This window comes from Microvirga sp. CF3062 (assembly GCF_036314045.1).
In the GTDB taxonomy this organism is placed as follows: domain Bacteria; phylum Pseudomonadota; class Alphaproteobacteria; order Rhizobiales; family Beijerinckiaceae; genus Microvirga.
Map to the genome: position 1 here is coordinate 110453 of NZ_JAYGGN010000010.1, position 14450 is coordinate 124902.

Below are 14450 nucleotides of genomic sequence, written 5' to 3' on the forward strand. Positions count from 1 at the left end.
ACAACCGCCGATTTACCAGGATGCGCTTCTCCCCTTGGGGACGAGGCGCATCTGTCGTACCAAGGCCGTTGCCTTTCCCCAACCGCGATGAGGCCCCATATGGGACGGAAAGGAAGAGGACATCGATGGCAGGTATTTCCGTCACGCTCGAAGGCGACAACATCCAGCTGGCGTTCCAGAAGGACGAACAATCCACAGCCGTGGTCATGGACCCCCACGCTGCCCGCTCACTCGTGAGGGCTGTGAGCCAGCTCCTCGCTGCTATCGGTGAAAGTGTGGGGGACGAGGACGAGGATATGCCTGAAGAGTTGGTAGATGTAACCTCCCAGACCATCGATGTCGGCATGGACGAGCACGGGATGGCCGTGGTGGCCCTCCAGGCAGGCATGATGCCGCCTTTCTTGCTGCGCCTGAAGGACGACGAGGCGAGGCACATTGCCCAGAGCCTGTTTGAGATCCTCAACAGCCCCCGCGACGCACGTGTTTCGCACGGGGATCATTAGACTTAACCATTGCCGATCCGGTTACGAGAAAAGCATTGATCTGAACTCAGCCCCTGACATAAAGTTATTTTATAACTTTTCTATTGCCTGTGACGCTACGGAATGAACGTCTTGAGGCAGCCGGGATATTGTCATGGCGAATTGGTCAGCAGGTTATGTTGTCGATGTCGAGTATACCCACGGCTTCTATCAGGAGCTGACGCCGAGCCTCCTCGGCTTCCTGGCGCTCCTACAGGGGATACAGGCGCCTGATCTCGGCTCATCGCTCGCCTATTGCGAGCTCGGCTGTGGCCAGGGTTTCTCGACCAACCTGCTGGCGGCCGCAAACCCGCACATCCAATTTCACGCCACGGACTTCAATCCTGGCCACATCGTCGGCGCGCAGAGCCTCGCTCAGGCCGGCGGCTTGCAGAACGCCCATTTCTACGACGACAGCTTCGCCGACTTCCTGGACCGCAGCGACCTGCCCGACTTCGACTTCATTTGCCTGCACGGGATCTACAGCTGGATCTCGCCGGAAAACCGCAAGACCATCGTCGAGTTCATCCGTCGCAAGCTTAAGCCCGGCGGCCTCGTCTATATCTCCTACAACACCATGCCGGGCTGGGCCTCCATGATGCCGCTCCGGCGCCTTCTCCTGGAGCATACGGCGGCTCAAGGATCGCGACTCTCCGGCCCATCGCGTGTCACGAACTTCATCGATCTGGCGGATAAGCTCGGCAAGCTCGACACGCGCTATTTCGCCAGCCATCCCAAGCTGGCGAAGCGGATCGAGAAGCTCAAGGATCAAAATACCAACTACATTGCACACGAATATTTCAACCAGGATCTGGAGCCGTTCTATTTCACGGATCTGGCGCAGGAACTCGCCGAGGCGAAACTGACCTGGGTTGGGCCTGCGAATGCGCAGGAGAATCTCGACGAGATCAATCTGACGAAAGAGCAGCGGGAGTTCCTCGCCGGGATCGACGACATCGCCCTGCGCCAGCTAACGCGCGACCACATCGTCGACCAGCAGTTCCGGCGCGACATCTTCGTCAAGGGTGCGGTCCACCTCTCCGCCCAGCAGGTACGCGAGCAATGGCTTGAGACACGCTTTGTCCTGTCGGCTAAAGGCAGTAAGATCCCGCGCGAGCTGCGTGGCCTCCGCCACGCTGTCAAACTGCACAGCGGCATCTACGATCCCCTGATTGCGGCGCTCGAAAAGGGGCCTAGTACGCTGCGGGAAGTCATCGCCGAGCCCACTCTGGCACAGGCGGGGTTCAATCGCCTTGTTCAAGCTCTCACGATCCTCGTTGCCTTGGGCAGTTGCCAGCCCTGCCTGCCGGCGCAGGGGCTTGCCGAACGGAGGCTCCAGACCGAGCGCTTCAACCGGGCTGTTGCGAACCAGTCGCGCTTCGAGCGCAAGTTCAGCCATTTCGCCTCGCCGGTCACGGGCGGCGGCATCGCAGCCGACCGCATGGCTCAGCTCATGTGGCTGTCCCTGCAGGACAAGGAAGCGGATACCGCCCGCTTCGTCGGGACTGTTCTGTCCGCTGCGGGGCAGCGCTTGATGAAGGACGGCAAGCCGCTTCAGGGTGAGGCTCATGACGCAGAACTTCGGCAGCGTGTCGCGGAGTTCGAGCAGAACACCCTCGACGTTTGGGCAGCGCTCGGCTTGAACGCGGCCCCTTCTCAGGAATCCTCCAAGCAGGCGCGACTGCGCGCCTGAGCGGGCCCTGTCCTCTCCGGCAGTAAGCTTAAGCTTTAGCGGAACTTCATGAATGCCATTCTGTTGTCGAACGCGGGGCACGCTCGGCCGCGCTTCGGGTAGGGCCCATGGCAGTTCACGACCCAGATCTCACCTCCGGCGCATATCCGTCCGTTCCCATCATGGACGCCAAGGCCGAGCCGACCCTCAAATACCCGGAATCCGAGGCTTTCTATGCTGAGGCTCTTCGGGAGCTGAACTCTCTTGGGTTGCCCTTCCTGCTCGCCGGCACCTATGCACTCTCGGCCTATACCGGCATCACGCGTCCGACCAAGGACCTCGACATCTTCTGCAAGGCCGGCGATTACACGCGCGTTCTCTCGCACTTCAAGGGCCTCGGCTACTCCATCGAGATCGAGGATGACCGCTGGCTCGGCAAGGTCTTCAAGGGCCAGTACTTCTTCGACGTGATCTTCGCCTCGTCCAACGGCACCATGCCGATCGGCGATCCCTGGTTCGAGCATGCGCGGCAGATCGAGGTGTTCGGCATTCCCGTGCGCATTGTCGGTCCGACCGAACTCGTCTGGTCGAAATGCTTCATTCAGCTGCGCCACCGCTATGATGGTGCCGACGTGGCGCACACGATCCTCAAGGCCCACGACCAGATCGACTGGCATGGGCTCCTGGCCTACATGGAAGTGCATTGGGAGGTGCTGCTCATGCACCTGCTCAACTTCCGCTGGATCTATCCGTCCGAGCGCGACAAGATCCCGGGCTGGGTGATGGACGAACTCCTCGACAGGCTCTCCAAACAACGCGACCTTCCTCCACCGCAGATGAAAGTCTGCCGCGGGCGGATGTTCTCCCGGATCGATTACGAGATCGACGTGAAGGAATGGGGCTTTGCCGATGTAGGCGGTGAAGGTGAATGGCGGAATGAGTGACGAACCACAGCAGGTGATGAAGGTCGCCGCCATGGGCGACCTGCATGTCCGTGAAGACAACTGGGTTTCCTATCGCGATCTCTTCGGCGAGATCTCCAAGGAGGCCGATGTTCTGGTGCTCGCCGGGGACCTCACGGATCTCGGCAAGCCCAAGGAGGCTGAACTCTTGGCGCAGGACATCAAGTCCTGCTCAATCCCCGTCGTCGGGGTTCTCGGCAACCATGATTACGAATGTGGTGCGCACGAAGAGGTGGCGCAGATTCTACGCGATGCCGGGATGCGCGTTCTCGACGGGCAATCCGTCGAGATCGACGGCGTCGGCTTCGTGGGCGTGAAAGGCTTTGCCGGCGGCTTCGGGCGTCGGATGCTCGGCTCCTTTGGCGAGCCTGCCATCAAGCAATTCGTCGGCGAGACCATGAACGAGACCTTGCGGCTCGAGAATGCGATGCGTCAGGTGCGCGCGAAGCGCTCCATGGTCATCCTGCATTATGCGCCGGTCACCGACACCATCGAGAGCGAGCCGCTGGAGATCTATCCGTTCCTGGGTTCGTCGCGTCTGGCTGAGACCATCGACCGTTTCAAGGTCAATGCCATCGTGCACGGCCATGCTCATCGCGGCCGCTTCGAGGGCCGCACGCCCGGCGGCCAGCGGGTCTATAATGTGGCCAAGCACATCGAGAAGCCGAACGGCAAGCTTTACGCCATTCTCGAAATCTGAGCAGGCTCATCTGAAGCCTGCTCGTAATGATCATTATCTCCGCTCAATACCGCGTGCCGGGATCCGTCGGGTTGCCGGGCAAGTAATCAGGCTCGGAGCCTGGCCCCTTCGGATCGTTAATCCCAGGGTCGTTCACCGGATAGGGCGTACGTGGTCCGGTCGGGCCGATATCGGGTTCTTCATCAGGAATGGTTCCTGGCGGCACGTCGCTAGGGATATTACCACCGGGCGTCGGCTCGTTCGTGGGCGTTCCCGGATTGACCATTGTTTCTTCCTCACTTTGCAAAACCCGTGATTGGGTCAACAAGTCTGCGTGAGCAGGGTTCCGCTTGCGATCGTCACGCGGAACCCCTCTCCGCCTCACCCGTTCCCAAGCAGTTCCCGCAAAAATGGAGAAGCATCATGCCTGATATCAAGCAGGCCAGGATCCTCATCATGGCGACCGACGGCTTCGAGCAGTCGGAACTCATGGTACCCCAGGAGAAACTTTCGGATGCAGGTGCGACGGTCGAGGTCGCAGCGCCCAAGTCGCGCATGAAGTCCGGCAAGATCTACGGCTGGGACGAAAACGACTGGGGCAAGACCGTATCTGTCGACAAGGACATCGAGGATGTAAACCCGGCCGATTACGACGCGCTCGTGCTGCCCGGCGGGCAGATCAACCCCGACAAGCTGCGCGCCGAACAGAGGGCCATCGAGATCATCCGGGCCTTCTACTCTTCAGGAAAAACCATAGCTGCGATCTGCCATGCGCCCTGGCTCCTCATCGAGGCCGGCATCATCAAGGGCAAGCAATGCACGTCCTATCACTCGATCAAGACCGACGTGATCAATGCCGGCGGGCAGTGGCGCGACGAGACGGTCGTGACCGATCAGGGACTCATCACCAGTCGCAATCCCGGCGATCTCGACGCGTTCGTGAACAAGATCATCGAAGAGGTGCGCGAGGGCTCACATGCGGGTCGTCGTCAGGCCGCAGAGTAATCGCCCGCTCTCTGATGCAAACAAAAAAGCGGCCGGTGAAAACCGGCCGTTTTCGTATTTATCTGGAGAGTGGCTTTAGGCCTGCTGGATCGCCGAGATCTTCCAGGAGCCACCCTGATCGCGGCGGAAGGTCCAGAGCTCGGTGGCCTCTTCGACCTTGTTCGGATCGCCCTCGACCACACGGCCGCTGGCGCGGTCCACCATGACGTCGGTGATGCCGAAGCGCATGGCGACGGTAGCGTAGTCCGTCGCACCCTCGCGCCAGGCCTCCGACAGGTCGCCCTGATTGAGGCTCACATTGGAGAGCTTGTTCACGACACCACGGGCCGTGTTGTCGTTCAGCTCCTCCTGGATGTAGCCGGCCATCTCAGGGGTCGCGAGCGTCCAGAGCTTGGCGACGTCCTCACGGGAATAGGCATCCTGCATCTCGACGAGGCCGCGCTCGAACTCCGCGTAGTCACGCTCGCCGATGCCGATCTCGTCCCGCACGCCCGGACGCTGCTGTGCGCCCTGCGCCCCTTTGGACATGCTGCCGAGCGCTCCGCCCAGACCGCCCGCAAGGCCGGCCAAACCGCCGCCGAGGCCGCCGCTCATGGGCCGTCCACCGGCAGGCGGCACACTGCCTCCCATGGAGCGGGCGTAGCCCTGCTCCTGGCCCGGACCCGCATAGGCCGGCTGCTGACGGCGGCGGAACCACTTCATGGCAAATGACACCAGCAGAACGACAAGGCCGATCTGGAGCAGAAGGCCGAAGATCGAGGCAAGGCCACCGAGGCCTCCGAAGAAGCCGTTGCCCATCAGCATGCCGAGCAGGCCGGCGCCGAACAGGCCGGCCATCAGGCCCGTGCCGAAGCCGAAGCGGCGCGGCTGCGCCACGTTGGGCGCCGGGGTGCCCGGACGGGTGACGTTGGGACCCTGGTTCGGAACCTGCGAGCGCTGGATCGGGGCTGCGGCATCCGGGGCCGTCCGCGTGGCCGGCGGCGGCGTGTAGGTGCGCGCGCCGCGCGAGCCGAAGCTGCCCCCGCCCCGCCCGACCCGGGCCTCGGCCGCGCTTCCGGCGAAGATCAGACCGGCTGCCAGGACCATCATGACCCGGCTGCGGCGAGAAGCTAAATTCATCATCGTCTTATGTTTCATCCCTAGCGGAGCATGGCGCTCCCTGGAGATAATGTGGTGATGCCCAGGGGGTTGCGGAAGGGTGAATCGTTCGATTTTGGCGTCCCTTCCCACCTGTTGTCATCCCGGGGCCGCGCAGCGGAGCCCGGGATCCATAAACACGACAATTGCAAGAAAAGGCGCAGGCATTGCCGTTGCGCCTCTTCCTGTCGCGTCAGCGTTTATGGATCCCCGCCTTCGCGGGGATGACAGTGGCGGTACAGCAGACTCAGTGACCCTGCTTCTGCTTCAGCTGGTCGATCCGCTTCGAAGCTTCGGCCTTGTCGAGTTTGGGATCGAAGGCCTTCGGATCGTGCGCCTGCTCGGACAGGGTCTTGAGGTATGACGCCTGGGCGCCGGTCATGGGTTCGTCGCCCGTCACCCAATCCTCCGGATCCTTGATCTGGTTGTCGGACGGATCGGGATTGGTCTTCGGATTAGCTGCCTCTGCGGAAGATTTATGATTAACGGAAGCACCGGAATTCACTTTGCCGTTCGAAGACATGCAGGACTCCTATTGTTCTAGTTTTGTTCTTCAACGAGAACACTCTTGCAGGGCCTTGGTTCCTCAGAGAAAGGCGGATTACTCCCGGAGACTCATCCCCGTTATCCACAGATTCGGCCCTCGACTCGCTGACAAGCTCATGTTCTTGCTTTGTTCACACAGGCGAGAGGATGAATGCCGATGCGCAAACCGACGGGTCTGGAGCGTCTTTACGTCGACTTCGATTCCTTCTTCGCCAGCGCCGAGCAGCACCTCCAGCCCGGCCTGCGCGGCCGGCCCGTCGGGGTTATTCCGGTCGATTCGGAGCATACGGGGCTCATCGCCGTAAGTCGGGAGGCGAAGGCTCTAGGGCTCAAGCGCGGCACCTTCGTGCGGGATGCCCGCCAGCAGTGTCCCGGCCTCATCCTCGTGACGGCGCGGCACGAGGCTTATGTGGAATTGCACCGGCAGATCCTGGCAGCCATCGATACCGTCATTCCTGTCAAGGCAGTCTGCTCCATCGACGAAATGGTCTGTGCGCTGATGCCCTCGGAATGGCCGCAGGGACTCGCAATCGGACAGCGCGTGAAAGACGTGATTGCCGCCAGGATCGGCCCCACCCTCACCTGCTCGGTGGGCTTGGGCCCCAACGACCTGCTGGCCAAGATCGCCGCCGAGATGAAGAAGCCAGACGGCCTTGTGGCGCTCCATCCCGACGATCTGCCAGGCCCCCTGCTCTCCCTCGACCTTACGGACATCCCTGGCATTGCTCGAGGCAATGCGGCGCGGCTTGCCCGCGCCGGGGTTAGTGACATGACCGCCCTCTGGCGGCTCCAGCCCAAGGAGTTGCGCCGGCTCTGGGGCAGCGTCGAGGGGGAGCGGATGTGGATGGGGCTGCACGGCTACACCGTGGAGCGGCCCGAAACCCGCCGCCGCATGTTCGGCCACGGCCGGGTCCTCCCCGCCGACTGGCGCTCCCTGAACGGCGCCTATGCGGCTGCCCGCGTACTGCTCGCCAAGGCCTCCGCCCGGATGCGCCGCGCAGGCTTTGCGGCCAAGGCGCTTTCCGTCTGGCTGACGGACAAAAACAGCGCGGGCTGGTATGGGGAGGAGCATTTCCGGCCCACCTGGGACGACCCGTCCCTGCTGGCGTCCTTGAGTCGCCTGTTTCTCCATGCCGAGCGGGAGGAGATGAGCCGCAGCCGCAGCGTTCATGTGGCGCTGCACGATCTGGTGCCTCTCAGCGACATCGAGAATGATCTGTTCGACGATGCGCCGGAGGCGCAGCTCAAGCGGCGCATGGAATACCTGTCCGCCATCGCCGACCGGCTCAACGTCAGCCACAAGAAAACCCTTCTGCACTGGGGCCCCTGGGTGACGATCCCCGGGGGCTATGCGGGCGCCAAGATCGCCTTCAATCGCATTCCCGATGCGGAGGATTTTTAGAGAACCTGTCCGTCCTGGCCGTGCTCGCCCCGGCCATCCACGTCTAAAGAAACGCTGCCCTAAAAACGTGGATGCCCGGCACGAGGCCGGGCATGACGTCGAGGGTATGAGACGTGGAAACCTCAGGCAGCCTTGCTCTTGGGCTGCACCTCGGCCGAGTAGTCGTCCATCAGCACCTTGGTCATATTGCCGGGCTGGTACTTGTGCGGGCCGATCTCGGACACGGGCGTTACCTCGGCCGCCGTGCCGGTGATGAAGCACTCGTTGAAGCTCGGAAGCTCGTCCGGCATGATCCGGCGCTCGGCGACCTCGAAGCCGCGGCGCTTGGCGAGGTCGATCACCGTGCGGCGGGTGATGCCGTCGAGGAAGCAATCGGCAATCGGCGTATGAACGACGCCGTCACGGATGAAGAACACGTTGGCGCCCGTGCATTCGGCCACACGGCCCTGCCAGTCGAGCATCAACGCATCCGCATAGCCCTTCCGCTCCGCCTTGTGCTTGGAGATGGTGCAGATCATGTAGAGGCCTGCAGCCTTGGCAGCGGACGGAGCGGTCGCCGGATCGGGACGGCGGTACTCCGCCATGTCGATGCGGATCCCCTTCATCTTCTGGGCCGGATCGAAATAGCTCGGCCAATCCCAGGCCGCAATGGCGAGGTGGATCTTGTTGGCCTGCGCGGCCACGCCCATCATCTCCGAGCCGCGCCAGGCGACGGGACGCAGATAGGCATCCTTCATGCCGTTCTTCTCCAGCACGAGGCGCTTGGCCGCGTCGATCTCGGCCGCCGTGTAGGGGATCTCGAAATCAAGGATCTCGGCCGATTTCCTGAGGCGCTCCGAATGCTCGGTCGACTTGAAGATCTCGCCGCCATAGGCGCGCTCGCCTTCGAACACGGACGACCCATAATGAAGGCCGTGCGAGAGAACGTGAAGCTGGGCATCCTTCCAGGGTACGAGCTGCCCGTCGTACCAGATCCATCCATCACGTTGATCGAAGGGGGGCGCGGACATCGTCTATCTCCTTGCAGGCCGACCTTCTGGCAACCGGGGTCGGGTAATTTCCGGCGCGCTTCCAGCCGATTTCAATTTCATTCATTTCGTGGAAGCGGCTTGACGAGTAACAATCGTCCTGAGATATGTCAACAAGGCTGACATATAATTTGGGAACAGGATGGTGCCTGACGCGATTCCGGCCTTGAAGTCTCATCATCCCGGCAAGGACATCCTTGCCGAGACCCCGGCCTATGACCTGATCGAACTGTTCTTCTTCGCCTACCGCGACTTCGTCAGCGATCCGGACCGGATCCTGGACGAATACGGCTTCGGGCGGGCCCACCACCGGGTGCTGCACTTCGTGAGCCGCAACCCGGGGCTCACCATCGCGGAGCTTCTGGACATCCTGCGCATCACCAAGCAGAGCCTCAATCGGGTCTTGAAGGAGCTGATCGAAAAGGACTTCATCGAGAGCCGTATGGGCACCGCCGACCGGCGCCAGCGCCTGCTCTTTGCCACGCCCCAAGGCCGGGAGCTGGCCCTGAAGCTCGCCAAGCTGCAGACCCGCCGCATCATGCGCGCCCTGTCCGGTATGGAGCCTGAGGCCAAGGATGCGGTCAGCCGCTATCTCCTGAGCCTCATCGATCCGGACGACAGCGCCCATGTGAAGCACCTCGTATTCGGGTCCGAGGAAACCTGATAAAGCAGGGTCCGTAACCTTGAAGCATTAGAGCATCGTGCGGAAAAGTGGACCCGGTTTTCCGCACCCAACGATGCTCTTATTTATGGAGGAAGCATCGGATGGATCCCAAAAGTGCAAATCCACTTTTGGGTCCGATGCTTGAGACCCGATGGATGCACGCATCGACATTCCCGACCACGCCCCGCACGTCCTCGTGGTGGACGACGACCGCCGCCTGCGCGACCTGCTGACCCGATTTCTGAGCGAGAACGGCTATCGGGTGACGGCTGCTGCCAGCGCCGCGGAGGCACGGGCGAAGGCGGAGAGCTTCGTCTTCGACGCCCTCGTCCTCGACGTGATGATGCCGGGCGAAACCGGCTTCGATTATGCCCGTTCCTTACGGGAGCACTCCCAGGTGCCAATTCTCATGCTCACCGCCCGTGCCGATACCTCGGACCGGGTGACGGGCCTCGAGATCGGGGCGGACGATTATCTGTCCAAGCCGTTCGAGCCTCGCGAGCTGCTCCTGCGTCTCGGCAACATCCTCAAGCGCGCAGTGCCCGTGCCGGGGGCCGCCAACGGCGATGTGCCGGACGTGATCCATTTCGGTCCCTTCTCCTACCGCTTCGACCGGGGCGAGTTGCGGCGGGGCGACGAGATGGTGCGCATCACCGAGCGCGAGCGCGAAATCCTCACCATCCTCGGCAGCCATGCGGGCGACAACGTGCCCCGCGAGGCGCTGTCCGGCAATGGGATCGCCGCCAACGAGCGCACGGTGGACGTTCAGATCAACCGCCTGCGGCGCAAGATCGAGACCGACCCGGCCAATCCGCTCTTTCTCCAGACCGTGCGCGGCATTGGCTACCGGCTCGTGATCGACCGATGAAGATCGGCGCGACCCTGAACTATTCGCCCCTCGACCACGCCGCGCGCTGGTTCGGGCGTTTCCTGCCGAAGGGTCTCTATGCGCGTGCGCTCATCATCATCATTGCGCCGGTCATCCTGCTGCAGTCCGTTGTGGCGTACGTGTTCATGGAGCGTCATTACGAACTCGTGACGCGCCGCCTCTCCTCTGCGGTGACAGCGGATATCGCGGCGCTCATCGACATCTACGAGAGCTACCCGCAGGAGAGGAACACCAGCACTCTCTCGCGCATCGCATCGGACCGCCTGCAGCTCGATGTGGATATCCTGCGCAATACCGATCTGCCGCCGCCGGGACCAAAGCCGTTCTTCGATATTCTCGACGAGACGCTCTCGAACGAATTGCGCCGCCAGATCGACCGCCCCTATTGGATCGATACGGTCGGACGCTCGAGCTATGTGGAAGTTCGCATCAAGCTTGACCAGAGCGACGTGATGCGTGTCCTGGCGCGGCGCAGCCAAGCCTATGCCTCCAACTCTCACATCTTCCTCGTGTGGATGGGCGGCTCATCCTTCGTGCTGCTCGGCATCGCCATCCTGTTCCTGCGCAACCAGATCAGGCCGATCCTGAGACTATCGGAAGCAGCCGAAGCTCTCGGCAAGGGACGGGAGGTCGAGTTCCGGCCGCGCGGCGCGCGCGAGGTGCGCCAGGCCGGTCACGCCTTCCTCGAAATGAAGCGGCGCATCGAGCGCAACATGGAACAGCGCACGACGATGCTCAACGGCGTGAGTCACGACCTGCGCACTATTCTGACACGCTTCAAGCTGTCGCTCGTCTTCCTCGATCAGACACCCGAGGTCGAAGACCTCAAGCGGGACGTGGACGAGATGAGCCGCATGCTCGAAGGCTATCTCGCCTTCGCCCGCGGCGACGGCGGCGATGCAGGGGAGCAGGCAGTCGAGACAGACCTGCGGCAGCTGCTCGAAGAAGTGCAGTCGGACGCCGAGCGGCAGGGCCATGTGACAGAGCTCGACATTACCGGGGATCCAATGATCACGGTGCGCCCGGATGCGTTCCGCCGCCTTCTGTTCAATCTGGTCGGCAACGCGGCACGGCATGGCGACCGGATCGAGATTACGGCCAATCACGAAACACGCTGGCTTGTGCTGCATGTGGATGACGATGGGCCAGGCATTCCCCCTGAGATGCGCGAGGAGGTGTTCAAGCCCTTCATGCGCCTGGATGAAGCGCGCAACCAGGACGAAGGTGGCTCAGGATTGGGGCTTGCCATTGCCCGCGACGTCGCCCGCTCCCATGGCGGCGACATCGTGCTCGGCGACAGCCCGCTCGGGGGCTTACGCGCGACGGTACGCCTTCCGGCCTGATCAGTAGAGCCTACCTCCCACCGGCACGTCACGGTCGGGACGGATCAGCATGACATCACCATTTGCATCGGGCACGCCGAGCGTCAGCACCTCCGACAGGAACGGCCCGATCTGACGCGGCGGGAAATTCACCACCGCCAGCACGAGAGTTCCGACGAGATCCTCCGGTGTGTGATTGACCGTGATCTGTGCCGAGGAGCGCTTCGTGCCGATCTCGGGGCCAAAATCGATCGTGAGCTTGAAGGCGGGCTTGCGAGCCTGCGGAAACGGATCCACGGCGACGATGCGGCCGACGCGGATGTCGACCTTCAGAAAATCGTCGAACGTGATCTGCGGTGTGATCGAATGCGCCTGATCCATGCGGCCTCTTTACGCCCTGTCAGATCGCCGCTGCGGGATTCTCCGCATCGCCATTGCCGTCCGCAGCGCGGCGTCTCTCGGAGCGGGAGGAACGGCGCCCTTGCATGAAAGCGCGGCCGACCGCGCGCAGCGGAGCGCTCAGGCGGCGCAGATCCTCGGCGCCTTCCAGAATGCGCTCGCCGCGCCGCAATTCGCGGTCCAGACGCGCCATGGTTTTGGCCTGCGCCGGATCGTCATCGTCAAGCCAAGTGCGCATGGTATTGGCATAAACCAGCACCGCACCCTGGAGCTTCAACGTGCCGAGCGGCCCTTCCGTGTTGATGCCGGCGGCCGCCAGCATGAAGCGCTGGGAATTGAGCGCCACCTGGTTGAGAGCGGCAATCGACGCGGGATCGTATTGCAGATCCTGCGAGATCCGCCGCAGCGCCTCCTTATAGGGTTGCATCGCATCGAAGCGGCGCATCAGCACGTCGAAGATGCGCTCGCGCGCCGGCTCGCCGGCAAGGTCATCGGTGGTGCCTTCCAGCACCTGCCTGTCGATCATGCGGGACAAGCCACCGAGCACCGCGCCCTTCGAGGGAAAGAGATCGCGGAATTCCGCGAGTGAGACGTTCGCCGCCTTTGCGATGTCGGTGATCTCGATCTCGTGCCAGGGACGCCGGGAGGCGAGATCCATGAGGGCTTCGACAATCGCCTTGCGCTTGTCCATCGGAGCTGTGGGAGCATCTGCCGTCACGATCAACCTCCTGAAGATATGCCGTTGAGGTTAATCTAGGGATGCGCCGCAGCAATCCCAAGGCTCAAAGGCTCAACCGGCGAGTTCTTCGGCGCGCCGCTTGGCCGCGGCGACCGCTTCGCGCATGAGCGCCTTCATGCCGTCTGGGTCACGCATGAGCACTTCAAGCGCCGCCGCCGTGGTGCCGCCGGGCGAGGTGACGTTCTGGCGCAGCGTTGCGGGGGGCAGGTCGCTCTGGAAAAGAAGCTCGCCCGCCCCGGTCACGGTGGCCCGCGCAAGGCGCTGGGCCAGATCCGGCGGGAGACCTGCGGCGGCGCCCGCTTCGGCCAGGCATTCGACGAGGTGGAACACATAGGCCGGCCCTGATCCCGACAAAGCCGTGACGGCGTCGATCAGGTCTTCGGTGGGCAACCATTCGACGATGCCGTTGCTGGAGAGCAGCGCGTCGGCCATGAGGCGCTGCTCTTCGCTCACCTGATCGTTGGCGGCGGCACCTGTGGCGCCGCGGCCGATGCTGGCCGGCAGGTTTGGCATGGCACGCACAATGGCACGGGAAGCGGAAAGCCTGGAGCGCAGGTCACCGATGGTCTTGCCGGCAAGAATCGAGATGATCAGGGTCTGCGGCCCGAGACAGGCGTTCACCGAAGGTGCCGCCTCATCCAACATCTGCGGCTTGATGGCGAGTACCAACACGTCGGGAGCGTTGGAATTCGCAGGGTTGAGGGCGATCCTCTGCTCCCGGCAAAACCGGACCATCTCCTCAGAGGGGCGCGGGTCGAGAACCGTTACGCCCTCAGGTCTTACCCCAACCTTGAGCCAACCCTCCAGCATGGAGCCGCCCATTTTGCCTGCCCCGACGAGGATGAGCGACGACGGGAGGTACGAGGCGTTCTGAGACATGGGCTTACCCTGACGGAATGGCGATGCAGGGCCGCACTCTATTCACGTCGGTCCTGCCCTGTCGAGGCAGGCTCAGGCTTCGCCTTCGGTTTCGAACAGGACACAGTCGAGGGCTTCACGGGCCGACTTTCCGGCCCAGATCACGAACTGGAAGGCCTGGAAATAGCGCTCACAGGCTTCGACCGCGACCCGAAGCATGGTCTCACACTGCCCGTCCGTCGGATCGGCGCCGCCGGCAAGCAGGAGGGCATGGCGGAACATCACCACGTTCTCGCCGCTCCAGAGGTCGAAATGCCCGACCCATAGTTGTTCATTGACGGCGGAGATGAGTTGAACAACCTCCTGCCGGCGCCGATCGGGCACCTTGAGGTCGAAGGCGCAGGCCATGTGCATGGCCTCCACATCCTCGATCCAGGTGAAGGCGACGTCGTAATCGGCCCAGCGCCCTGAGACGGAGACGGACATCTCGTCCGCCTCGGCCCGGTCGAAGATCCAATGCCGCAAGGCAGCCAGACGCTCGACCACGTCGAGAGGGTGCTCCGCGCGGTCGATTTCAAGATGAATCTGCGACATGTCGATCCGATCAACTCACGCGCCTGAACATGG

At 62.7% G+C, this 14450-nt stretch carries 17 protein-coding genes; 9 read left to right on the forward strand and 8 right to left on the reverse strand.

Annotated features, from left to right (window positions below):
* Nucleotides 1-125: 125 nt before the first annotated feature.
* The 4 genes from VB618_RS17335 to VB618_RS17350 all read left to right on the forward strand — a co-directional run bounded on the left by VB618_RS17335 (nt 126) and on the right by VB618_RS17350 (nt 3855).
* A complete protein-coding gene (locus VB618_RS17335; protein ID WP_329797981.1) occupies nt 126-503 on the forward strand; it encodes a hypothetical protein in 378 nt (125 codons plus the stop codon).
* 133 nt (nt 504-636) lie between these two features.
* A complete protein-coding gene (locus VB618_RS17340; RefSeq protein WP_329797982.1) occupies nt 637-2214 on the forward strand; it encodes a class I SAM-dependent methyltransferase in 1578 nt (525 codons plus the stop codon).
* A gap of 107 nt (nt 2215-2321) precedes the next feature.
* Entirely contained in the window at nt 2322-3137 is an 816-nt protein-coding gene (locus VB618_RS17345; RefSeq protein WP_329797983.1) for a nucleotidyltransferase family protein, read from the forward strand.
* On the forward strand, nt 3130-3855 hold the full coding sequence (locus VB618_RS17350; RefSeq protein ID WP_329797984.1) for a metallophosphoesterase family protein: 726 nt from the start codon (nt 3130-3132) through the stop codon (nt 3853-3855). The genes VB618_RS17345 and VB618_RS17350 overlap by 8 nt, the downstream gene beginning before the upstream one ends.
* Nucleotides 3856-3898: 43 nt before the next feature.
* Here VB618_RS17350 and VB618_RS17355 read toward each other — a convergent pair whose 3' ends face one another.
* Nucleotides 3899-4120: a hypothetical protein gene (locus VB618_RS17355; protein ID WP_329798081.1), complete on the reverse strand. Its 222-nt coding sequence runs from the start codon at nt 4118-4120 to the stop codon at nt 3899-3901.
* 137 nt (nt 4121-4257) lie between these two features.
* On the opposite strand from VB618_RS17355, the gene VB618_RS17360 reads away from it, so the two are divergent.
* Nucleotides 4258-4839, forward strand: coding sequence for a type 1 glutamine amidotransferase domain-containing protein (locus VB618_RS17360; protein ID WP_329797985.1), 582 nt, complete (start codon nt 4258-4260; stop codon nt 4837-4839).
* A gap of 75 nt (nt 4840-4914) precedes the next feature.
* Here the strand turns inward: VB618_RS17360 and VB618_RS17365 are convergent, their stop codons facing one another.
* Together VB618_RS17365 and VB618_RS17370 are read right to left on the reverse strand one after the other, a co-directional pair.
* A complete protein-coding gene (locus VB618_RS17365; protein WP_329797986.1) occupies nt 4915-5961 on the reverse strand; it encodes a Tim44 domain-containing protein in 1047 nt (348 codons plus the stop codon).
* Nucleotides 5962-6223: 262 nt separating this feature from the next.
* Nucleotides 6224-6499: a DUF3072 domain-containing protein gene (locus VB618_RS17370; protein WP_329797987.1), complete on the reverse strand. Its 276-nt coding sequence runs from the start codon at nt 6497-6499 to the stop codon at nt 6224-6226.
* A 180-nt stretch (nt 6500-6679) separates the two neighbouring features.
* Between VB618_RS17370 and VB618_RS17375 the strand changes: the two genes are divergently transcribed.
* Complete coding sequence (locus tag VB618_RS17375; RefSeq protein ID WP_329797988.1) at nt 6680-7924, forward strand: Y-family DNA polymerase; 1245 nt, start codon at nt 6680-6682, stop codon at nt 7922-7924.
* Between the two features lie 122 nt (nt 7925-8046).
* Here the strand turns inward: VB618_RS17375 and VB618_RS17380 are convergent, their stop codons facing one another.
* The gene (locus VB618_RS17380) at nt 8047-8934 is read right to left on the reverse strand and encodes a branched-chain amino acid aminotransferase (protein WP_329797989.1); all 888 of its coding nucleotides are present in this window, start codon (nt 8932-8934) and stop codon (nt 8047-8049) included.
* Nucleotides 8935-9094: 160 nt separating this feature from the next.
* On the opposite strand from VB618_RS17380, the gene VB618_RS17385 reads away from it, so the two are divergent.
* The 3 genes from VB618_RS17385 to VB618_RS17395 all read left to right on the forward strand — a co-directional run bounded on the left by VB618_RS17385 (nt 9095) and on the right by VB618_RS17395 (nt 11848).
* Nucleotides 9095-9616 (forward strand): MarR family winged helix-turn-helix transcriptional regulator, encoded by a 522-nt coding sequence (locus tag VB618_RS17385; protein WP_329797990.1) that lies wholly within the window; start codon nt 9095-9097, stop codon nt 9614-9616.
* Between the two features lie 151 nt (nt 9617-9767).
* Nucleotides 9768-10484, forward strand: coding sequence for a response regulator (locus tag VB618_RS17390; protein ID WP_329797991.1), 717 nt, complete (start codon nt 9768-9770; stop codon nt 10482-10484).
* Nucleotides 10481-11848, forward strand: coding sequence for an ATP-binding protein (locus VB618_RS17395; protein ID WP_329797992.1), 1368 nt, complete (start codon nt 10481-10483; stop codon nt 11846-11848). Before VB618_RS17390 ends, VB618_RS17395 begins: the two co-directional genes overlap by 4 nt.
* Here the strand turns inward: VB618_RS17395 and VB618_RS17400 are convergent, their stop codons facing one another.
* From VB618_RS17400 to VB618_RS17415, 4 genes are all read right to left on the reverse strand, one after another.
* Entirely contained in the window at nt 11849-12208 is a 360-nt protein-coding gene (locus VB618_RS17400; RefSeq protein WP_329797993.1) for a tRNA-binding protein, read from the reverse strand.
* Between the two features lie 19 nt (nt 12209-12227).
* Complete coding sequence (locus tag VB618_RS17405) at nt 12228-12917, reverse strand: TetR/AcrR family transcriptional regulator (protein WP_329798082.1); 690 nt, start codon at nt 12915-12917, stop codon at nt 12228-12230.
* 99 nt (nt 12918-13016) lie between these two features.
* The gene (gene proC / locus VB618_RS17410; RefSeq protein WP_329797994.1) at nt 13017-13844 is read right to left on the reverse strand and encodes a pyrroline-5-carboxylate reductase; all 828 of its coding nucleotides are present in this window, start codon (nt 13842-13844) and stop codon (nt 13017-13019) included.
* Nucleotides 13845-13916: 72 nt separating this feature from the next.
* The gene (locus VB618_RS17415; RefSeq protein WP_329797995.1) at nt 13917-14417 is read right to left on the reverse strand and encodes a YbjN domain-containing protein; all 501 of its coding nucleotides are present in this window, start codon (nt 14415-14417) and stop codon (nt 13917-13919) included.
* Between the last annotated feature and the right edge of the window lie 33 nt (nt 14418-14450).